19 protein-coding genes are annotated in these 20,342 nt (G+C 63.4%); 2 read left to right on the forward strand and 17 right to left on the reverse strand.

Annotated elements, in window-relative coordinates; all coding sequences use genetic code 11:
- Nucleotides 1-9: 9 nt before the first annotated feature.
- The 7 genes from Q8M85_RS18345 to Q8M85_RS18375 form a co-directional block, all read right to left on the reverse strand.
- Nucleotides 10-675 carry a hypothetical protein gene (locus Q8M85_RS18345; RefSeq protein ID WP_305547261.1) on the reverse strand — a complete coding sequence of 222 codons (666 nt, stop codon included), beginning with the start codon at nucleotides 673-675 and terminating at the stop codon, nucleotides 10-12.
- Nucleotides 672-1,655 carry an ABC transporter ATP-binding protein gene (locus tag Q8M85_RS18350; protein ID WP_305547263.1) on the reverse strand — a complete coding sequence of 328 codons (984 nt, stop codon included), beginning with the start codon at nucleotides 1,653-1,655 and terminating at the stop codon, nucleotides 672-674. Before Q8M85_RS18350 ends, Q8M85_RS18345 begins: the two co-directional genes overlap by 4 nt.
- On the reverse strand, nucleotides 1,648-2,643 hold the full coding sequence (locus Q8M85_RS18355) for an ABC transporter ATP-binding protein (RefSeq protein WP_305547265.1): 996 nt from the start codon (nucleotides 2,641-2,643) through the stop codon (nucleotides 1,648-1,650). Before Q8M85_RS18355 ends, Q8M85_RS18350 begins: the two co-directional genes overlap by 8 nt.
- A complete protein-coding gene (locus Q8M85_RS18360) occupies nucleotides 2,640-3,569 on the reverse strand; it encodes an ABC transporter permease (protein WP_305547267.1) in 930 nt (309 codons plus the stop codon). Before Q8M85_RS18360 ends, Q8M85_RS18355 begins: the two co-directional genes overlap by 4 nt.
- On the reverse strand, nucleotides 3,566-4,516 hold the full coding sequence (locus Q8M85_RS18365; protein WP_305547269.1) for an ABC transporter permease: 951 nt from the start codon (nucleotides 4,514-4,516) through the stop codon (nucleotides 3,566-3,568). Before Q8M85_RS18365 ends, Q8M85_RS18360 begins: the two co-directional genes overlap by 4 nt.
- Before the next feature lie 21 nt (nucleotides 4,517-4,537).
- Entirely contained in the window at nucleotides 4,538-6,112 is a 1,575-nt protein-coding gene (locus Q8M85_RS18370) for an ABC transporter substrate-binding protein (protein ID WP_305547271.1), read from the reverse strand.
- 294 nt (nucleotides 6,113-6,406) lie between these two features.
- Entirely contained in the window at nucleotides 6,407-6,931 is a 525-nt protein-coding gene (locus tag Q8M85_RS18375; RefSeq protein WP_305547273.1) for a winged helix DNA-binding protein, read from the reverse strand.
- Nucleotides 6,932-7,149: 218 nt separating this feature from the next.
- On the opposite strand from Q8M85_RS18375, the gene Q8M85_RS18380 reads away from it, so the two are divergent.
- Entirely contained in the window at nucleotides 7,150-8,157 is a 1,008-nt protein-coding gene (locus Q8M85_RS18380; protein ID WP_305547275.1) for an alpha/beta fold hydrolase, read from the forward strand.
- Nucleotides 8,158-8,324: 167 nt separating this feature from the next.
- Here the strand turns inward: Q8M85_RS18380 and Q8M85_RS18385 are convergent, their stop codons facing one another.
- The 9 genes from Q8M85_RS18385 to Q8M85_RS18425 all read right to left on the reverse strand — a co-directional run bounded on the left by Q8M85_RS18385 (nucleotide 8,325) and on the right by Q8M85_RS18425 (nucleotide 18,553).
- Entirely contained in the window at nucleotides 8,325-9,827 is a 1,503-nt protein-coding gene (locus tag Q8M85_RS18385; RefSeq protein ID WP_305547277.1) for an FGGY-family carbohydrate kinase, read from the reverse strand.
- Nucleotides 9,824-11,287 (reverse strand): xylulokinase, encoded by a 1,464-nt coding sequence (locus Q8M85_RS18390; protein WP_305547279.1) that lies wholly within the window; start codon nucleotides 11,285-11,287, stop codon nucleotides 9,824-9,826. Before Q8M85_RS18390 ends, Q8M85_RS18385 begins: the two co-directional genes overlap by 4 nt.
- Nucleotides 11,280-12,209: an ABC transporter permease gene (locus tag Q8M85_RS18395; RefSeq protein WP_305547281.1), complete on the reverse strand. Its 930-nt coding sequence runs from the start codon at nucleotides 12,207-12,209 to the stop codon at nucleotides 11,280-11,282. The genes Q8M85_RS18390 and Q8M85_RS18395 overlap by 8 nt, the downstream gene beginning before the upstream one ends.
- Complete coding sequence (locus Q8M85_RS18400) at nucleotides 12,206-13,186, reverse strand: ABC transporter permease (RefSeq protein WP_305547283.1); 981 nt, start codon at nucleotides 13,184-13,186, stop codon at nucleotides 12,206-12,208. The genes Q8M85_RS18395 and Q8M85_RS18400 overlap by 4 nt, the downstream gene beginning before the upstream one ends.
- Nucleotides 13,183-14,706, reverse strand: coding sequence for a sugar ABC transporter ATP-binding protein (locus Q8M85_RS18405; RefSeq protein WP_305547285.1), 1,524 nt, complete (start codon nucleotides 14,704-14,706; stop codon nucleotides 13,183-13,185). The genes Q8M85_RS18400 and Q8M85_RS18405 overlap by 4 nt, the downstream gene beginning before the upstream one ends.
- Nucleotides 14,703-15,851: an ABC transporter substrate-binding protein gene (locus Q8M85_RS18410; RefSeq protein WP_305547286.1), complete on the reverse strand. Its 1,149-nt coding sequence runs from the start codon at nucleotides 15,849-15,851 to the stop codon at nucleotides 14,703-14,705. Before Q8M85_RS18410 ends, Q8M85_RS18405 begins: the two co-directional genes overlap by 4 nt.
- Nucleotides 15,852-15,959: 108 nt before the next feature.
- Nucleotides 15,960-16,826, reverse strand: coding sequence for a MurR/RpiR family transcriptional regulator (locus Q8M85_RS18415; protein ID WP_305547287.1), 867 nt, complete (start codon nucleotides 16,824-16,826; stop codon nucleotides 15,960-15,962).
- Nucleotides 16,827-16,874: 48 nt separating this feature from the next.
- Nucleotides 16,875-17,603 (reverse strand): creatininase family protein, encoded by a 729-nt coding sequence (locus tag Q8M85_RS18420; RefSeq protein ID WP_305547288.1) that lies wholly within the window; start codon nucleotides 17,601-17,603, stop codon nucleotides 16,875-16,877.
- Between the two features lie 35 nt (nucleotides 17,604-17,638).
- A complete protein-coding gene (locus Q8M85_RS18425) occupies nucleotides 17,639-18,553 on the reverse strand; it encodes a phosphotriesterase (RefSeq protein WP_305547289.1) in 915 nt (304 codons plus the stop codon).
- A 135-nt stretch (nucleotides 18,554-18,688) separates the two neighbouring features.
- Here Q8M85_RS18425 and Q8M85_RS18430 point away from each other — a divergent pair, with 135 nt between their 5' ends.
- Nucleotides 18,689-19,660 (forward strand): phosphotriesterase, encoded by a 972-nt coding sequence (locus Q8M85_RS18430; RefSeq protein ID WP_305547291.1) that lies wholly within the window; start codon nucleotides 18,689-18,691, stop codon nucleotides 19,658-19,660.
- Here the strand turns inward: Q8M85_RS18430 and Q8M85_RS18435 are convergent.
- On the reverse strand, nucleotides 19,661-20,342 hold a 682-nt coding region (locus Q8M85_RS18435; RefSeq protein WP_305547293.1), incomplete at its 5' end, for a type IV secretory system conjugative DNA transfer family protein.

Below are 20,342 nucleotides of genomic sequence, written 5' to 3' on the forward strand. Positions count from 1 at the left end.
TTGGAGCCTTCAGTAATTGAACGTTGGGACCATCGGATCGACTGCGGTGTCCAGCGTTGTCTGCACCGCACGCTTGACCGCGCTCGACATCATGTCGACGCTCATCGACGGCATTTCCACGAAGGGATAGACCTGCTGCGCCACCAGCGCCGGATGCGCGGGCACATGGATGAAACCGGCGCGGGTCGTCATGCCTTTCTCGGCAATCAGGTGCAGCACTGTATACATCATCTGGTTGCACAGATAGGTCGAGGGCGAGTTCGAAACCTTGGCCGGAATGCCGTTTGCCCGCAGTGCGGTCGCGATGGATTTGACCGGTAGAGTCGCCATCTGGGCGGCGGGTCCGTGGGCAAACACCGGCTCGCCGCCGTATTGTCGGCCGACGTTGTCGGGGATCGGAAAATCCATCACGTTGGCGGCGATCCGTTCCACCGCTATGACCGACAGACCTGGTGCCACGCCGAGGCTGATCCAGACATGCGGCTTCAGGGCATCTAGACGTTCCGACACGATTTCGGCCAACTTGTCAGAATCCACGGGCAACCGAACGGTCGTCAGATCGCCCGGCAGGTCATTTGCGCTGCGTAACTGGGCCAGAACATCGAGTGTCGGGTTTTCTGTGCCATGTGCAAAGGGCTCGAACCCGGTGATGACAATTCTTGGGACTTCGGTCATGGCGGATTTCCTTGTTTGCCAGAGTTCAGCAGAAAACAGGCGGCGTCGTGGCGGGGCGATGCGGCGGCCAGCAAGGGGCGTTCTGCCAGACAGCGATCGAACCGCATCGGGCACCGCGGGGCAAAGGCACAGGCGTCTTCCTGCGGCACACCGACGGCGTCCCCCTCGATCAGACCAAGATTCTCGATCCGCATCCGCCTCGGATCCGGGATCGGAATCGCGCCGAGCAGGGCCTTGGTATAGGGGTGCGCGGGCGAGCCACAGACCGCCTCTGCCGAACCGATCTCGACGATCCGCCCGAGATACATGACCGCGATCCGGTCACAGATCCGCTTGATCACCCCCAGATCGTGCGAAATGAAGATGTAGGAAAGCCCGAACTGCTGTTGCAGATCAAGGATCAGCTTCAGAACCTGCGCGCGGATCGACACGTCCAGCGCCGACACCGCCTCGTCAAAGACGATGATCTCGGGGTTCAGGACCAGCGCGCGGGCGATGGCGATCCTTTGACATTGGCCCCCGGAAAACTCGTGCGGATAGCGGTCCTCGTCCTCGGGCCGCAACCCCACCAGCGCCAGCAGGCGGCGGGCCTCGGCCCGGCGGTCGCGTGCCGTTCCCAGACCTTGCAGGCGCATCGGTTCGGTGATGTTGACCCCGACCGTCATGCGCGGGTTCAGTGACGACAGCGCGTCCTGAAACACGATCTGTATGCGCCGCCGCAGGTTGCGTTTGCGTGCTGCCGGCGCCGTGATGAAATCAACGCCGTCGATCTCGACCGTGCCCTGATCGGCGTCCAGCAGGGACAGGATCAGCCGCGACAGGGTCGATTTCCCGCACCCGCTTTCGCCCACCAGCCCCAGCGTTTCACCCCGCGCCAGGGAAAACCCGACATCCGCCACGGCCTTGACCGACCCGGAGGAACCGCCCCGCGCGGCAAAGGATTTGGTCAGTCCAGCGACCTGCATCACAACGTCAGACAACGGCGGTCTCCTCTTGCACCAGCAGGCAGGCCACGGAATGGCTGCGCGACACGGCCCGCAGCGCAGGGTCGGTGGTCCGGCAGACGTCCTGCACCAGTGGACAGCGCGGCGCAAAGCGGCAGCCCCTTGGCAGGTCCTTGAGGTCAGGGGCCATGCCGCTGATAGGTTGCAGCGGAACCGATCGGTCATCCTCGATGCCCGCGACGCAGGCCAGCAGCGCCTTGGTGTATGGGTGCCGGGGGGCGTGGAACAGCGTATCGACATCGGTCTGCTCGACGATGCGGCCCGCATACATGACCATCACTGTATCGGCCATGGCGGCCACCACGCCCAGATCATGTGTGATCAGGAGCATTGAGGCGTGCATCTCTTGTTGCAGATCATGCAGCAGGCGCAGGATCTTGGCCTGCACCGTCACATCAAGGGCCGTCGTGGGTTCGTCGGCAATGATGATGGCTGGCGCACAACTGATGGCCGACGCGATTAGCACGCGCTGCCGCATCCCGCCGCTGAAATGATGGGGATAGTCGTGGATGCGCCGGGCCGCATCGCTGACGCCCACCCGCACCAGCAGGTCGATCGCCTGCCGTTCGGCCTCGGCCGGGGTGATGTCGCGGTGGGCAAGGATGGTTTCGGTGATCTGTCGTCCGATGGTCAGCGCCGGGTTCAACGACGTAAGCGGGTCCTGAAACACCATGCCGATCTGCCCGCCGCGCACATCCTCCATCCCGCGTTCGGGCATCGTCAGCAGATCGCGACCGTCCAGCAGGACACGGCCTGCAATGATCCGGCCCGGCGGCTCGATCAGGCGCATCAGGGAAAGGGCGGTCGCGGATTTCCCCGACCCCGACTCGCCAACCAACGCCATCGTTTGGCCGGGCGTCAGGACGAAGCTGACGCCGTCCACCACGGTTGCGCCGTCACGATCGCTGCCAAACCGCGTGGTCAGGTTTTCGACGACAAGGCTGGGGATTTGGGCCGCGCTCATCGCCGGATCGTCCGCGGGTCAAGCGCATCGCGGATGCCATCTCCGATGAAATTGAAGGCCAGCGACACGACAAGGATCAGGAGACCCGGCAAGACGGTCACATGCGGGGCCTTGCGCAGCACCACGCGGCCGTCGGCGACCATGGCCCCCCAGTCCGCCGTGGGTGGCTGCACGCCTAGCCCCAGAAAGCTGAGCCCCGAACCGACGACAATCATTAACCCCATCAGGGTCGTGGCATAGACGACGACCGGGCTGAACACGTTGGGCAGCACATAGCGCGTCAGGATGGTGAAGGACGATCCGCCGGCTGCTCGCGCCGCCTCGATGAACGGCATGGGCATCACCCCGTCGGTCGCCGTGCGCGCCAGCCGCGCGAAGTATGGGATCAGCACCACCGTGATCGCGATGACTTCTGTCAGAACGCCGGGCCGCATCGCCCCCGCGATGGCAATCGCTAGCAACACCATCGGAAAGGCAAAGATCACATCAAGGCAGCGCATGATGATCTGATCGGCAAGCCCGCGAAAGAACCCCGCAAGCACGCCCAGCAACAGGCCGATCAGGCCCGCCACGATGGTCGGCACGACTCCGACGATCAACGACACACGGCCACCGTAGAGCAGCCGCGCAAGCATGTCGCGCCCCTGCTGATCGGTGCCCAGCAGGTGACCCGCCGTTCCCATCGGGGCGTTGCGGGCCAGATTGTCAGCCTCGTCAGGCGTGTAGGCGGATAGGACAGGCGCAAACACCACCGCGACCGCTATCACCACAAGGAAAATGGCCGCAGCCAGTGCAGCGCGGTCGCGGGCGAAGGATTTCAGCCGCCAAGCCCTCTGGGCGGGCGGCACCCCCCCTTGTAAAGACATCGGCGTCACGGATGCAGGGCGGGGCCGGTCGGTGTGCGGGTGCAGGTCGGGGGCCGTCATATCTCGCGCAACCTCGGGTCCAGCATCGCGTTGATCGCGTCAACCGCGATGTTCGCCAACACGAAGGCCAGCGCAATCAGCAGCGTTGCCGCCTGCAACACCGGCAGGTCGCGCGCGGTGATCGAGTCGTACAGCAGCGACCCCAGACCCGGCCAGGCGAACACCACCTCGGTCAGCAGCGCGCCGCCCAGCAGGTAGCCCAGTTGCAGGCCGGTGATCGTCACGATCGGCGGCAGGGCGTTCAGGATCACATGGCGCCGCAGCAGGTCACGGCGTTGCAGCCCCTTGGAGCGCGCGACGCGCACATGGGCACGGCCCAGCACATCAAGGATGCCGGATCGCACGATCCGCGCAATGATCGCCGCCGGACCCAGGGCCGTCGTGACGGCGGGCAGAACCAGATGGTGCAGCAGATCCATCGTGCCGCCGTCTCCCGCAAAATCCTCCATCCCCGACACCGGGAACCAGCCAAGGTCGATGGCGAACACCAGAACCAGCACGAGCCCAAGCCAGAAGGGCGGTGCGCTGCCCGCCATCAGCATGCAGGATGTGGCGATCCGGTCGAACAGCGAATTGGCCCGCAGCGCGGTGAAAAAGCCGATCCCGTATCCCAGGACGATGGCCAGCAACAGGCTGGCCGCTGTCAGGATCAGGGTGTTGACGAAGCGCGGTAGAACCAGATCCAGAACCGGGATCTGCGTCGCGATCGAGGTGCCGAAGTCCCCCGTCAAGACTCGGCCAAGCCATTGGAAATACTGAACCGCCAGCGGACGATCAAGACCGAGGGCGCGGCGCAGTTCTTCCTTGGCGGCCTCGGTCGCCTGGGGCCCGAGCAATACGGTGGCCGTATCACCCGGGGCCAGTTGGACCAGCAGAAAGATCACGATGGACACGCCGAAGATCACCGGCAGAACCCCGAGAAACCTTTTGGCAAGAAACGCGCCCATCGTGCCGTCTTTATCCTTGGCTCATTCGATTGAAACGATCGACAGATCGAACCAGTCTTCCGGCGGATTGACAAAGCCCTTGACGTTCGGGGCAAGCATCATCGGCTGCATGTCATCGACCACGGGCACAAAGGCCGCGTCATCCATGATGATCCGGTTGGCCTGCTGATACAGGGCCGCCGCCGCCTCGGGGTCCGCAGTGACAATGGCCTCGTCCAGCAGAGCGTCGACCTTTTCGTTGCAGTAGGCGCCCGAGTTCTGTCCGTTCGGCGCAATGGTGTCACAGCGCGCCACGATTCCGATCCAAGCTGGCGTCGACATGCCCCAACCGATTTCGTTCATCGCGATGTCGGGCGTCATGCCCCCGGCCCATTTGCCAAGGTAGGTCACCCATTCATACTTTCGTAGCTCCAGATCGATGCCGACCTTGGCCAGATCGCGCTGGATCCAGGTTTCGACGATCTCGCCCGTGCCGTATTGCGGAATTTCAAACACCATCTTCAACCCGTCCGCATACCCGGCCTCGGCCAGCAGTTTCTTGGCGCCTTCGGGATCATAGCTGTAGCTTTTGAAGTTCGGATCATAGGCGTCCGTTCCGGGCGACAGCATCCCGTATTCTGCGCGCGCGGTGCCAGCGTAGATTTCCTTCGCAATCCCCTCGCGGTCGATCGCCATGTTGATCGCCTGCCGCACCCGGATGTCCTGCATCGGCGGGAAGTTGTAGTTAAGGTGGATGTAGTTGATGAACGGCACGTTTTCGTTGGTCGTCAGCACAAAGCCTTCGCTGACCAGACGCTCGATCTCATCCCAGGGCGGGGACATCATGTGAATCTCGCCGCTTTCCAGCGCGTTCACCCGGGTTGCGGGATCCTGCAGCGGGCGGAAGATGACCTTGTCCAGCAGAGCCTTCTTGCCCCAGTAATCCGGGAAGTTCTCGATCACGGTCTTCACGCCCTGATCGCGTTCGACGAACTTGAACGGACCGGTGCCGACGGGATGTGCCGCAACGCCGTCGTTGCCGTATTCCTTGACCGAAGCCGGGCTGATCATCAGCGGCTGGCCATAGCTTTGCAGTCCCTGCCGCAACCACTGATAGTTCGGGGCGGTCAGGGTGATCCTGACGGTCATCGGATCGACGGCTTCGACGCTCTTGATCCACTTGGTATAGGCAATCACAAAGGCCTTGGCCTTGGGGTAGAAGTTGGGGGAGCTTTCGTCCCAGAACCGCTCGAAGTTGAACTTGACTGCCTCGGCATCGAACGGTGTGCCGTCGTGAAACTTGACACCCTCGCGCAACGAGAACGTGTAGACCAGCCCGTCATCCGAAATCGTCCAGGATTTGGCCAGACCGGGGATCAGCGCCGGGGTCGCGGCGGTGGGGTCGGTCAGATCCTCTTTCACCAGTCCCTCGAAGATCTGGTAGGTGATCTGATAGGTGCTCCACCCGCCCGTCGCATGCGGATCGAGGATGTCGGTTTCTGCCGGCATGCCCCAAATCAGCGTCCCGGCCGCCTGGGCAACCCCCATTCCCGCTGGAATGAATCCAACGGCGGCCATTGCCAGCGCCAGACATCCCGCAAGCTTGTATCTTGTCATCGCGTTCTCCCAAAACGCCGAAGCGGCATTGGCTTCGGATTGTTGCCCATCACCCTGCGCCCTGTCACGAACGCACCTACGCAATCCAAACATCGCACCGGACCGCGCCGAAATCCGCGTTCGCGGGGCTCAGCAACAGCGCGTGCCCTGTCACGATAACACCGGCGTGATGCGAGTCCACGGGTTTCATCGACAAGTCGTCAACGAATCGTCGCCAAATAGTCAGCGATTAAATCTTGTGCAGAACCGGGCGGACGAACCACCCGCACCCGTGCGACGGTCGATTGGTGTGGTCTAAAGCGACGCTGCCGCCCGCGCGGCCTGATCGTAATGCCCCGAAATCACCCGCATCTGGGCGGCGATCCTGGATAGGGCCAGTTGGTCCAGCCCCAGCGTTTCGACCGATCGCACCAGCAGCGCCTCGCGGATTTCGTGATAGCGCTGGCAGACGTTGGCGCCCTGTTCGGTGGTCACGATCAGTTTTTCTTTGCCCTGCATGTGGCTCGACACCAGTTGCAGCCGCGCCAGTTTTTTGATGGCATAGCTGACCACATGCGTGTCCTCGATGTTCAGGACAAGGCAGATGTCCGCCAGTCGCTTGGCCTTGCTGCGGTGATGGACGGTGTGCAGCACCATGACATCGATCGGCGACATGTCCGAAACTCCGGCGGCGGCCATGCAGCGCACGATCCAGCGGTCGAACGCATGCGAGATCATTATGGCGCTGAATTCGAACTCTGACAGCGCAGGCATCGCCCCGGCCGCAAGATGGGCCGACGACACGACCGGCCCGCTGAACTCGTTTGCCTTGGCTTCCATCCGCCGATCCTCTCGCTGCTGCACAGGTGAGTAACGAGCGCGTCCTTTGTTGTCTATCTTGCTGTGTCCTCCGTTCTGAAGCCGCTCAGCACGTTTTGGTCGCGCGCGATGCGAAAGCCGGTTGCCAGACTTTGCGACGGCAACTAGCCTTCTGAGGGCGCACAACGATCACGTGCGACAGCGATCCCAGCACCGTCAAACCGTCTGGAAGGCCGATCATGACTGAACTCTCTTATCTGGATGTCCCGAACTTCATGCTGCAAAAGGGCGGTTTCCTGCCGCATGTGCGCATGGCCTACCGCACCATCGGCACGTTGAACGCCGCACGAGACAACGCCGTTTTGGTGCCGTCATGGTATACCGGCACCGAAGCCGACAGCGAGGCATACCTGACCGGCAAGGACCGCGCGCTGGACCCGGCAAAGTATTTCATTATCCTGACCAACCTTCTGGCTAACGGCGTGTCGTCGTCGCCGTCAAACACCGCAGCACCCTTCGAAATGGGCCGGTTTCCCAAGATCACCCTGCATGACAACGTGAGCTTGCAGCACAAGCTGGTGACCGAAACGCTGGGGCTGGATTCGCTGCGGCTGGTGACCGGCTGGTCGATGGGCGCGTGTCAGGCCTATCAATGGGCGGCCCAATATCCCGACATGGTGCGGGCCTGCGCGCCGATTGCGGGATCGGCCAAGACCGCCTCCTACAACAAGGTGTTCCTGCTGTCCTTGCGCCGCGCGCTCGAGCTGGACGCGGCCTTCAACGCCGGGTTTTACGACCGGCCTCCGATCGGCGGACTGCGTGCCTTTGCTTCGATCTATGCAGGCTGGGGACTGTCCGAGCCGTTCTACCGGAATGCCGCCTTTGCCGACTTCAGCGCGCATGATCATGAAGAATTCGTTGCCTATTTCTGGGAGCCGTTCTTTCAAAAATGCGATGCGAACGACCTGCTGTCGCAACTCTGGACTTGGGAAAAGGGCGATATCAGCGATAACCCGGTTTACCGGGGGGATTACGTTGCGGCGCTGAAGGCAATCAAGGCACGCACGATCATCATGCCGGTGGACCTTGACCGGTATTTTCCGCCCCAGGATGCGCAGTTCGAAGCAGAGCATATCCCAAACGCCGAATGCCGCGTCATTCGTTCAGACTGGGGCCATATGGCCCCGATGAATCCAAGCGATTCGCCGACGATCGACGCCGCATTGCGTACGCTGCTTGAGGAGTGAACTACCGACCCGTCTTGAAGGCGCGCCGCATCGATTGCCTGCTGAGGGTCAAGGTCCGCAAAATAATGATAACCGTTCAGGTAGCAAGTCCGATCGAAGCGGATCTTGCTACCTGAACGGGGTCGGCAAGGCGGCACGAGCAAGACAAGCCATAGAAGTTCTATGCATCAGCGATCAGTTTGCCCCAGACGATCACGGGCGTGACCATAGCGCGCAATAGCAGGGGCGAACTCTGTGGCCCGCGTCGAGTCAGGCTGGTAAATGCGCCCGTTGCTGGACACCGAGGCGGCGGCTTGGATGATGTCGGCAAAGATGCCAGCCGCCGTCGCGGCCAACAGGGCCGCACCACGCGCGCCGAATTGCGATCCTTCGGGCACGATGACCGGTTTGCCCACGACATCGCAGATCATCTGCACCCATCGCTCATTCTGCGCGCCACCACCGACCAGCAGCAGCCGGTCTCCCTTGAATAACAGCGCATCGAGCAGGTCGCGGATGGCGAAGGCAACGCCCTCGACCACGGCACGGAACAGACAGGCGCGGTCGTGGCGGGGCGACAGGCCGTCGAACTGCGCACGTGCATGCGGATTGACGCGGGGCGCGATAATGCCGCTGTCGGACAGATAGGGCAGGTAGGTCAGACCCTGCGCGCCGGGGGGCGTCGCGTCGAGCATGCGGTCGAGCTCGGCAAAGCGGTCGAGCCGCTGCGCAAGATCCGGTGCCAGCGTGGCGAAGGCCCAGTCGAGGTTCGACGTACCCGCGACATTCAGCATCGCGCGATACCAGCGGCGACCAGGCAGCGTGAAGAGAAGGCCGATGTCTGCGGGCTTAAACACCGGATGGGCTGACGTTACCCCGACCATGCAGGCGGTGCCAAGCACGACGGTGGCGGTTCCGAGGGCCAGCCCGCCCGCGCCGATGATGGTGGCAGCCACATCGCCCGTGCCGACGGTGACGGGCAGACCTGCCGGCAGGCCCAGACGTGCGGCGATTTCGGGCAAGAGGCCCGCGAGCACGGTTTCCGACTCCAGGACCGGCGGAAGGAGGTGCGTGTGACGCTTGAGGCCGAATAGGTCGATCATCGCTGCTGATCGATCGCGCGCAATGGTGGAACCCGGAAGGACCGCCGCCTCGCTACGGTCAGTCGCGATGCGGCCTGTCAGGCGGAAATGCAAATAATCCTTGTAGCTGACGACATGCGCGGCCCGCGCCAGAACCGCAGGCTCATGACGCGCTAGCCACGCCATCACCGGCAGGGTGCAGCCCTGCTGCATCACTGATCCCGAAGCGGCAAAGATACGCTGCAGAAACTGCGGGTCGCGGGCGATGTGCGCGGCAATAAGGCCTTGAGCGCGGCTGTCCTCCCAGGTGATGGCGGGGCGCAGGGGGGTACCCTGCGCATCGAGCACCCAGGCCCCGACCATGGCCGCCGACAGGCCGATGCCCGCGATGGCGCGGCGATCTGCGCCGAGACCCGCGACAACCTCGGTGATAACCTCAAGCGCAGCTTGCCAGCATGCGCCGGGGTCCAGCTCGCTCCACCCCTCCTGAGGGCGGTGTATGGTGGTCGACCTTTGCGCGACCGCCAGCTGGCGGCCGCTTGTGTCGAACACCGCCGCCTTGGTGACCGAGGTTCCTGCATCGAGGCCGATGAACAGTCGGTCGGTCATGCGGGCGTGCCCGCATGGGTGACAAAGCGCTGCCACGCCGCCGCCATCGCTGGGGCGGTCGCGGGGTCTGGGGCGTGCGTGCGCTCGATGCGGACGCAAGTGGCGATCAGCGCGGCCAGATCGGCCGTCCCTAGGCCCGCGCGGGCGAGGATCGCGGCTCCAACGGCCGAGGTATCGCCTTCGGCCACCACATGCACATCCCGCTGCAGTGCGTTGGCGATGATCTGGCACCACGCGGCCGAGCGCGCGCCGCCTTCGGCGAGGTGGATGCGGATGATCGGCACGCCCGCCGCTGCAAAGGCGTCGATGCAGGCGCGGATGTTGAAGGCGACGCCTTCGTAGACTGCGCGAACGATGTCGGGGGACCCATGGCTGGTGGTCAGACCGGCAAAGGCAGCCTTGCGGGTCGCATCGTTCCAAGGTGTCCCGGCACCGGCGAGGAACGGCAGGAACGTAAGGTCCTCCGCGCCGGGGCGGGAGCGGTGCACCAAACGCTCCAGATCGGCAAAGCTGACCTGGCCACCGGTAAACCCCTCGATCAACTCCCTCAGCCAGGCGATCGACAGCCCGCCCGCCGGGATCAGTCCCAGCCACAGCTCGCGGTCTGGAACCACATGGGCCATGCGCCAAAGGCCCGCAACTAGACCCATGCCACGGTTCGGAACGGCGGCGACGACATGGCCTGCGGTGCCAAGCGTCACGGCGACCGTGCCGGGCGCAAAGGCCCCGCAGCCGATGGCGAGCGCGCCGGTATCGCCGGAACCAGGAACGACCGGAGTGCCTCGGCGCAGCCCGGTCTCCTCGGCCACCGCAGGGAGGACACGGCCTGCAATGGCTACGGATGGAATGATGGGGGCAAGCCTATCGCCGGCGTGCCCTGCAAGATCCGGAGCCCACGCGCGTTGTTCCAGGTCCATCATCAGGGTGGCCGAAGCCTCGTTTGGCTCCGTGGCAAAGCAGCCGGTGAGCCGCCACAAGATGTAGTCCTTGACTTGAAAGATGCGGGCCGTGCGGGCAATCGCATCGGGCTCGTGGGTGTTCAGCCACTGCAGTTTGGGCAGGACCGCGATGGGCGATATCGGGGACGACGCCGTCTGCACAAGACGGCGCGCGTGGTGCGTCTGAAGGGCCGCCGTCTCGACCCCGGCGCGCTGGTCGAGCCAGATCAGGCCAGGTCTGATGACCGCACCACCGTTGTCCACCAGTACGAGGCCGTTTAGCTGACCCGACAGACCTATCGAGTCGATCGACTGCGTGCCGACCTCGCGCGTAATCGCCCGGCAGGTCGTGATCGTTGCATCCCACCAGTCGCGCGGGTCCTGTTCGGCCCGGTCGGGGGCGGGTCTGGCGGTCGGGTAGCTGGCGGTCGCACGGGCGTGCACGCGGCCCTGACTGTCCATCGCGACCGCCTTGACCGCCGAGGTGCCAAAATCGAGGCCAATGGTCAGACCCTCAGCCACCCCGGCGGCCCTGCTGATAAAGAATTGCAGCCGCCGCGATAACGAGGCCCTGCACGATCAGCTTGCCGGGTTCATCGACACCGAACACTGTCAGCAGATTCAGCACCATCACGAGCAGCGCCGTGCCGAGCATTGTGCCGACCGCCCCGCCCGCCCCTCCGCCAAAGACCGCTCCGCCCAGGATCACTGCCACGATGGAGCTGAGCACATAATCCGCCCCGAGATTGAGCGCGCCGGTGCCGACAAGGCCGGTCAGCACCAACCCGCCGAGCGCTGCGAAAAATCCGGAGAGGACATGCGACACCAGCAGCGTCCGGTTGACCGGGATGCCTGAATATGTGGCCGCCGAGGGATTGTCGCCCGCCGCAAAGATATAACGGCCAAGCGCCAGCCTGCGCAAGAGCACCCAGGCCACGATGCCAAAGGTCAGCCACACGAGGCCCGACACCGGCACAACCCCGATCCGCCCGCGCCCCAGCCACTTGATCACTTCGGGCACGGAACTCCCCGGCGCGCCGCCGGAGTATAGGAACCCCAGCCCGGTGATGATCGCCGCCGTGCCCAACGTCACCACGACCGCAGAGCCGCGCAGGACAGTGACAAGCACGCCGTTGGTGAGACCGATCACCACCCCGGTACCAAGGGCGAGGAAGATCAGGATCGACGGCGGATACCCCTTCCACATAGCATGCGCGACGATGAGGTTGACGAGCGCAATCGTCGCCCCCACTGACAGATCGAGCGAGCGGTTGGCGATGACGAAGGTTTGCCCCAACGCCACGAGGCCCAGCGGGGCGGCTTGGCGCAGCAGAATCATAAGGAACGACAGCGAGAGAAATTGTGGCTGGGTAAAAGCCGCAAAGACGCAGACCAAACTCAGGCCCCAGAAGGCGGGCGGCAGCATACGCAGGACCGCGCTCACAGGCCGGCCTCCTTGCGGCGAAACAAGCTGACGGCGGTTACCAGCAGCACCCCCTTGACCACGAACTGATAGTACGGCGACACGTTGGCGAGGTTCAGCCCGTTATTCATCAGGCCGATGATCAGAACGCCCGCCACGGTGCCTATGGGCCCGCCCACGCCGCCCGACAACAGTGTGCCCCCCAGAACCGCCCCCAGAACACTGTCGAGGCCAAGCGCACTGCCGACGTTCGGATCACCCGATGCGAGCCGGCCGGTCAGATATGCTCCCGCCAGCGCCGCCATCAGCGAAGAGATCACATAGGCCATGACGCGGATGCGAGGGGCCTTGATCCCGGTCATCCACGCAGCCTGCGGGTTCTGTCCGGTCGCGTAAAGCTGCACGCCAAAGGTTGTTCCATGCACCAGCCAGATCGCCGCCGCCGTGGCCGCAATGATCCAGTATAGACCAACTGGGAGGCCGAGGAATGTGCCCGACGCCATCTGCACAAGCACCTGCGGCGCAACACCGCCCGGCGTGGGCAGCAGCAACAGCGCGAAGCCCTGCACGATCGAGCTGGTCGCCAGCGTCATGATGATCGGGTGCACACGCAGGTGGACGCAGCCCCAGCCGTTGACCAAACCGACGGCCGCCGCAGCCGCGAAGGCTATCGGGATCTTGACAGGATCGGCCATGTCCAGCGTCAGGATAGCCGAGGACAGCGAGATCACTGCGCCGACCGACAGATCGAACCCCGCGCCTAAGAGAACGAAGGTCTGGCCAAGGGACACTAGGAACAGCGGCGCGAGTTGTGCGGCCAAGTTGGACAGGTTGACGGCGGAAAAGAACGTGCCCGGCACCGTGACGCCCAGCAGGGCCACCATCAACGTCAGCGTCGCAAAAGATAATGCGGCCCCCCGTTGGCGAAACCAGAATGCATCAACCCGAAACCGGGCAATCAGCCCGCGACGCGGGGGGACTTCGGGCTTGCCTTTCATGCGGCATCGCTTTCAAAACTGGGCAGGGCAGCGCGCAAAAGGGCGTCCTCGGTGGCGATCTCGGCCGCCATTTCTGCCACGATCCGGCCGCTGCGGATCACAAGCAGCCGGTCGCACAGGCCGATCAGTTCCGGCAACTCACGCGAGGTCACTAGGATGCTGCGCCCCTGTGCCGCAAACGAGCGCAGCTGGCGGTAGATCTCGCGCTTCGCCCCGACATCGACTCCGCGCGTCGGCTCTTCGCAGAGCAGAACGCTCGCACCGGCGTGAAGCCAGCGGCCGAGTACCACCTTTTGCTGGTTGCCGCCCGACAGGTCGATCACCCGTGTCCACGCATCCGGGGCCTTGACCCCAAGCTGGTGCATCACCGCGTCGATCTGCGCGCCCATGTGCGGCACCCACGACAGCAGCGGGCGGCGAGCCAATTCGGCTGAGGCCATGTTGGCGCTGATATCCAGCGACAGGAACAGACCGTCGTCCTTGCGGCTTTCCGGCACAAAGCCGATCCCTTTCGCCATGCGCGCGCGCGCCGATGCCGCCTCGATGCGGTCGGCACCCAGCGTCAGGGAGCCCGCGAGGGCCGGCTGGAACCCCGCAAGCAGGCGCATCAGAGCTTGCTGGCCTTGACCTTCGAGACCCGCGATCCCGACGATCTCACCCTCCCGGAGCTCGAGCGAGACGGGATGCGGGGAGGCGTCGCCCGCCAACACATCGGCGCGCAGGAGGACTGGGCCGAATAAGCCCGTGCGGGGCTCGAAAAGCTCTTCGATCGGGCGGCCGACCATGCCCTGGATCACCGCATCGACCGTGGTTGTGGCGGTGTCCACGCAAGTGACGAAACGTCCGTCCTTCAGGATGGTGATGTCATCGCACAGCGTGAACACCTCGCTTAGCCGATGCGAGATATAGAAGATCACCTTGCCTTGAGATGCGAGCCGCCGGATCAGAGCGAAAAGGATTTCAACCTCGTGGCTGGCGAGCGCCGCGGTCGGCTCGTCGAAGATGAAGACCGAGGCGTCGGCGAGGACACCCTTGGCGATCTCGACCATCTGCTGTTCCCCGACCGACAGGGCGCCGACTCGGATGTCCGGGTCGATCTGCAGATCGAGCGCAGCCAGCGCCCGCGCAGTGTGGCGGCGGATCTCGGCGCGGCTAAGCCGGTGGGTCCGGTCGCGTTCGCGCCCCAAAAAAAGGTTTTCCGCCACGGACAGGTTCGCCAGCAGGGAAAACTCCTGAAAAACCGTCGAAATGCCGGCCTTTTGCGCGTCGCGCGGTTGATCAAATGCGACGTCGCGGCCGCGCAGACGGATGGTGCCCGTGTCGGGACGGTGGACGCCCGACAAGAGCTTCATCAGGGTCGATTTGCCAGCACCGTTTTCGCCCATAACTGCGTGGATACGGCCCTCATGCCCAGCCAGTTGCATATCCTGCAGCGCGCAGACTGCACCGAAGGATTTGCTTAAGCCGCGCACCTCAAGCAGCGGTGCGCCCTGCCGCTGGGCCGGGGCCGCGCCGTTCAATTCCCGTAAAGTTCCTTGAGCTTGTCATCCGGCAGGATCGAGCCGACCCAGTAAGAGTCGTTCAGGTCCGGGCGATAGAGTTTGTCGAGATCCGCCGACGTGAATGGCTCTGACACCACCTGATACTCGGTGTAGATGTCCTGACCGTTCAAGACGCCCACCGCCGCCGCGATCCCCTCGGCTACCATCCAAGTCGGATTCTGCGGCGCGATTGAGTCAAAACCGCTGTCCCGGTTCTTCTGCCAGGCACCGAAGAAGCCGTTGTTGGCCTCCCCGGTCATCGGCACCAGGTCCCGACCGAGCTCGCTGAACACCTCTATGCAGGCCTGCGTCATCGCGCCGCCCGAGGACCACACTCCATCGATCTGCGGATGGGCCAAGGCGAGGCTTTCGCAGGCCTGACGCCCCTGATCGTAGGACCACTGGGCATATACCTCGCCCACCACCTCGATCTCGGGGTTCTTGGCGAAGGCCTCTGCCGCGCCTGCCCAACGGTCTGTGTCAACAGAAATGCCGGCGATGCCGCGCAAGGCGATCACCTTGCCTTTGCCGCCCATGGCCGCGGCAAGAAATTCACCGCCGTCACGGCCGAACTTCACCTGATCGGCGAGGATACGAACGGTCGCTTTTTCGGTCTCCGCGTCAGCGGCCACGATGATGATCGCAACCCCTGCGTCATAGGCCTTTTCCAACACCGGTACGACGGCGACAGGAGAGGTCGGGTTGATCACGATGGCATCCACGCCTTGAGCAAGCATGTCCTCGATGTCGGCGACCTGCTTGGCGGGGTCGAAATTGGCGTCAGTGACGATATAGCGCTCAATCTCGGGAAATTGGTCCGCTCGCCACTGCGCCTCTTCCAGCAGCTGGATGACCCAGCTGTTCCCGGTGAATACGTTGGAAAAGCCGATCGTGTATTTGCCGTCACGCCGCGCCTCGTAGCGGGACCCATCGACGAGGGTCGCGCCTTCGGCGGCTCCGAGGCCCGAGTTTAAGACCACAGTGGTTTGAGCGCCGACGCTGGACGCAGCAAGCGTGGCTGCAAGCGCGGTGCAGGTGCCAAGAAATCTCATAACCCGTTCTCCCCCATTTTTCGCCCGTGAGCAGGCCAGCCAGGACACTCCGGACAGGGCTGCAAAAGGCATCTATGTTTTTGACTTTACCAGCGCGGCACCCAATGTAAAGATTTTCTTTTGAATCTTGAGAGCCGCCAAGGGGCTGATATATAGTCTAAAATTGTGGCGCAAAAATTTTCATTGTGGGAGATCAACGCTCAGGCCCGGTGCGAGGCCGAGCTTGATTTTCGCGAGCAGGTCATCTCGGTCAAGCCCCGCCGACTGACCGATGTGAAAGGCCAGCAGACCGATGACGTAATGATATGCAAAATGCGAGATTGAAGGCGTGTAAATGTCGATCTCCTCGAAAACCGACAGTTCAAGGATGATGTCGGCCTTGCGAGAAAGCGGCGTATGAGGCGCAGTCAGGCCCAACACGATCGCGCCCTGTTTGCGCGCCATGTCGGCGGCGTCCAGCACCTCTTGCGACCGCCCTGTGTGCGAGATGCACAGCGCTACGTCGCCGGGGGCAAGAAGACTGGAAGCGATGCGCATGAAATGCGCGTCCGCGACAAACGTGGCCTCGAGCCCCAGCCGCATCAGGCGCATAGCGGCCTCTGCCGCAATCAGGCCAGAAACGGCGACTCCGAAGGTTCGGATGCGGCGCGCGGACCGTAGGGCGCGGATCGCGTCCACCAGCGCCTCGGCATCCAGGCGGTAGAAAGTCGATGTCAGCGAGGCGACGATCTGCTGCAGATACAGGAATTCCAGTTGTCCGCCGGCAATGTCGATCTCGTTCAGCGCCTGCACGGACTGGTGGAAATAGGGGCTCTGCGCGCTCTTTGCCTGCGCCACCGACAGTTTCAGCGCGCGAAATCCGTCGCCGACGAGCAATCGGCTGAAGCGGGTGATCGACGAGGCCGAGACCCCCGCCGCCTGCGCCACATCGGTGATCGAGGCGCGCAGGAAGAAGTCCACGTCCGCCATAATCAGGTCGGCGATGCGCCTTTCGGCCTTTTGCAGGGTCGGATAGGCCTTTGTTATGCGGCTAAAGATATCGTTCATGGTCCGGTCCATCGACTGCGCGGTGCGATTGCCCGGGTATGGAGCAGGTCAGCCCCCGGCGCAAATCTCTCGGACGGCCTGGGCCATGCTGTCTGTGAAAACCTGAAGCATCGCGTTACCCTTTTCGGCTGTCCCTAGGGTCGCATCACCGAACACGCCGCTTTCGCTAAGCTCCCCCATCGGGCGGCCGCCCTGGAAATAGCCACGGTCGAGGTCGGGGTATTCGCGCACCGCCTTTGTCATGTCCACCAGATGCGGCGCGACGGCGAGCATCAGCGAGGTCTCGAACTCGCAGGCGTGCACGATGCCGTGCCAGGTCGGGCTTTCGCAATGCTTGGCCATAACGGCGGACAGATCGGGGTAGAACAGTCGCCAGATTTTGACGTTCGGGCTGTCCCACAGCCGGCGCGAGGCGTATTTCATCGTTGCGCTATTGGCCTCGTGGCCGTTGATCAGGAACACATGGCGCACGCCCTGCACAGCAAGGCTTTCGGCGATCTGGCACAACACATCCTCGAGCGTTCTCTGCTCGATTGTCACAGACCCCGGCGCGTCACGCCACACCCACGAATAGCCGAAGGGCATCGCGGGCATGACGGTCGCGCCAGTAGCCTCGGCCACGCGCAGGGCCAGCGCCTCAGCGAGGATCGTATCGACGCCGAGCGGTAAGTGACGCCCATGCTGCTCGGTCGCGCCAAGCGGCAGAATGACCGCCGGCAGGTCCGCGATCCGCCGGGCAAAGTCATCACGGCTGAGGTATCTCGCTTCGACAGTCATGAATGCTCGCAATCAGATTGTGCGGCCGGGGCGGTTCAGAACCGCGCGAGCCAGCGCACAGGGTTGGCCTTGAAGATGCTGTCGATCGCCTCAGGCGCGATGCCCTCGGCCAGCATCCGCGGTATGAACTTGGTAGCGATGAAGGCAAAGCCCGGCCCGCCGCCATAGCCTGTTAGGTAGGAGGCGCGCCCCATGTCGCCCGAGATCATCAACCGGTCGGTGTGGCCGGCGGCGATCAGCGCCTTGATGCAAGCGATACGGGTGCTGTCGGGGTGGTATTTGACCTTTCCCACGCCGTCAAAATGCACCGTGGCGCCCCGCTGCGCGATCTCGGCGTGATACCATGGGTCGGGGTTGCGGTCTGAGTGGCCCACGACCACGATCCCGAGATCAACACCCTCGGACTCAAGGATGTCGAGCATCTCGAGGCCCATCGTCCCCGCCTCGGTATGCAGCCAGATCGGCGCGCCGGTTTCGCGGTGCGCGCGGGCCACCGCGCGGGTTGTCTTGTCCTCGGCGGGGTGGATAACGTTGTAGGAGCCTCCTGATTTCAGATGCCCGGCCTTGTGCTTGCCGCCGTCCATCCCCTCGACTACGTCGCGCACCAACTTGTCGGCGATGGCATTGACGGGCGTGGTCTCGACCCAGAGCGGAAAGTATGCTGCCTTGTTGAAGCCGCTGACGGCGACAACTGGGACGCCCGCCTCGGCCGACATTCGGGCCATGGCGGCGGGGTTGCGGCCATAATCCAGCGTCGTCGCCTCGACCAGCAGCGTGCCGCCAGCTTGGCGGAACAGGATCAGCTCGAGCAATGAACATTCGTAGCTCGACAGCTCGAGGTCGCGATCCTTTTGGTGCGCAGGCGGGTTCGTGATCAGATGTTCGTGCGTGTAGACCAGGCCGAGGCCCGGTGTTTCGATGTCGCCGAGGACGGTGCGGATCCGTGACATGCCTATTCCTCGTCAACGCCTTGGCGGGGCGACCCGGCGTTGCAAAAATTTTCGCGATAACACCCACCTCTTGCGCTTCTTACTGGTTTTATGGTTATCCTTGTCAAGGAAATTATTTCTCTGAGAGAGTGGCCCATGGCCTTTGTCCGGACAGTCGACGGCGACATTAGCCCTGAAGATCTGGGCGTGACCTATGCCCACGACCACATCTATTGCATCCCAGCGCTGTGGAAGGAAAAGGGTGACTCCGACCTGCTGCTCGACAGTCACGAGGCGTCGCAGGCGGAGCTTGCGATCTTTGCCCGCGCGGGTGGGCGGACGATCTATGACGCGACGGCCATCGACTACGGCCGGGACGTTGGCACGGTCAAGCGTATCGCAAACGCAGCCGGTGTGCAGATCATCGCAACTGCTGGGTTCAACAAGGCGATCATGTGGCCCGGCACCATGCCTGGCAAAGGGATAACCTTTGGCCAGTGGATCGCCTCGCTAAGCCGCGCCGAGTTGTGCGCGCATGTGGTGGGCGAGGTCACAGATGGCATGGACGGAACCACGATCCGGGGGGGCGTGGTTAAGTTCGGGACCGGCTATAACGCGATGTCGGAGGCTGAGATCAAGGTTCTGCTGGCCGTGCTCGACGCACATAAGGAAACTGGTGCGCCGATCCATTCGCACACCGAGATGGGCACGATGGCGCTGGAACAGCTCGACCTCGTTCGGCGCGAGGGTGTGGACATGACGCGGTTGACGATTGCCCATCTAGACCGCAATCCCGACCCTTGGATGCACCGCAAGGTCGCCGAGACGGGGGCATTCTTCAGCTTCGACGGGATCACGCGTGCGAAATACTATTCCGAGGATGTGCGGACGCGTTGCATCCTCGACCTTGTGCGGTGGGGCCATGCGGATCAGGTGATGATCGGCGGTGACATCGCCCGCCGCAGCATGTTCGCGAGTTACGGCGAGGGGGGCCTTGGTATGGGCTTCATCCTGGAAAAATGGGTGCCGCGTTTCATCGAGGAGGCGGGCGAGGCCGGCTTTGACGGCAAGGCGCTGGTGCACAAGTTTATGGTCGAAAACCCGAAACGCGCGTTTGTTTTCAAATGATCAGCTATGCTCTGAGATGATTGCTCTCGTCGTCTGAACAGCCGCCACCAGCCCCATTCTATCTGCTTCACTCAGCCCCAGTCGAGCCGGATCGAACGACAACTGACTTGTCCCAGCACCACCTGCCGCAGCGCTTGCCGCTCGGCCCCGCGTGCGATTTGACACGGCTACACTCGGAACCTGTGTGTCCGTCGTCGGTGCCTCAACTGCCTTGGATGCGCCTTCTGCTCCAGAATCCCTAGCCCCCGCAGCCGCCCGCACCTCTTGGAGTTCCTGTTTCAGCTTTTCCACGGTCTCCCGTGTCTCGGTCATCTGCCGATCTCGCCGCAGCCCGTCCTCATCTGGGTATGGGAAACTCCCCGCCTGACCCGCATGCAGAACCTTCAAGGCCGGGTCCTCGAAATACTTGATCCGCCGCGCCCGGATCGGCATCTGTGCGTCAATCACGAGGATCACTTCGTCCAGGTCCATGCGCCGGGCCTGATCCTCGGTCAGCAGCGGCGTGTCCTCTGTCCGCTCGGAAACACTGCGCCCCTCGAATGGATTGCGACCAACGGCGCGGGACCGCGTGACCACGCGCTTGGTGGTCTTGCCCACGGCCTGGCTTAACTCTTCGATGGTCTTCTGCTCGGACGGGGTGAGGTAGAGCTTCACGCCCGCGCCGCCCTGCAGGGAACGGCGC

It is taken from the genome of Tabrizicola sp., assembly GCF_030694085.1.
Taxonomy (GTDB): Bacteria; Pseudomonadota; Alphaproteobacteria; order Rhodobacterales; family Rhodobacteraceae; genus Tabrizicola.

What these genes read in the sequence shown, in the direction of transcription:
- Q8M85_RS18370 (WP_305547271.1), bottom strand. Translation starts at nt 6,112, where the DNA reads ATGACAAGATACAAGCTTGCGGGATGTCTGGCGCTGGCAATGGCCGCC.
- Q8M85_RS18420 (WP_305547288.1), bottom strand. Translation starts at nt 17,603, where the DNA reads ATGACTGTCGAAGCGAGATACCTCAGCCGTGATGACTTTGCCCGGCGG.
- Q8M85_RS18360 (WP_305547267.1), bottom strand. Translation starts at nt 3,569, where the DNA reads ATGACGGCCCCCGACCTGCACCCGCACACCGACCGGCCCCGCCCTGCA.
- Q8M85_RS18410 (WP_305547286.1), bottom strand. Translation starts at nt 15,851, where the DNA reads ATGCCTTTTGCAGCCCTGTCCGGAGTGTCCTGGCTGGCCTGCTCACGG.
- Q8M85_RS18415 (WP_305547287.1), bottom strand. Translation starts at nt 16,826, where the DNA reads ATGAACGATATCTTTAGCCGCATAACAAAGGCCTATCCGACCCTGCAA.
- Q8M85_RS18365 (WP_305547269.1), bottom strand. Translation starts at nt 4,516, where the DNA reads ATGGGCGCGTTTCTTGCCAAAAGGTTTCTCGGGGTTCTGCCGGTGATC.
- Q8M85_RS18380 (WP_305547275.1), top strand. Translation starts at nt 7,150, where the DNA reads ATGACTGAACTCTCTTATCTGGATGTCCCGAACTTCATGCTGCAAAAG.
- Q8M85_RS18355 (WP_305547265.1), bottom strand. Translation starts at nt 2,643, where the DNA reads ATGAGCGCGGCCCAAATCCCCAGCCTTGTCGTCGAAAACCTGACCACG.
- Q8M85_RS18375 (WP_305547273.1), bottom strand. Translation starts at nt 6,931, where the DNA reads ATGGAAGCCAAGGCAAACGAGTTCAGCGGGCCGGTCGTGTCGTCGGCC.
- Q8M85_RS18385 (WP_305547277.1), bottom strand. Translation starts at nt 9,827, where the DNA reads ATGACCGACCGACTGTTCATCGGCCTCGATGCAGGAACCTCGGTCACC.
- Q8M85_RS18345 (WP_305547261.1), bottom strand. Translation starts at nt 675, where the DNA reads ATGACCGAAGTCCCAAGAATTGTCATCACCGGGTTCGAGCCCTTTGCA.
- Q8M85_RS18400 (WP_305547283.1), bottom strand. Translation starts at nt 13,186, where the DNA reads ATGAAAGGCAAGCCCGAAGTCCCCCCGCGTCGCGGGCTGATTGCCCGG.
- Q8M85_RS18425 (WP_305547289.1), bottom strand. Translation starts at nt 18,553, where the DNA reads ATGTCACGGATCCGCACCGTCCTCGGCGACATCGAAACACCGGGCCTC.
- Q8M85_RS18430 (WP_305547291.1), top strand. Translation starts at nt 18,689, where the DNA reads ATGGCCTTTGTCCGGACAGTCGACGGCGACATTAGCCCTGAAGATCTG.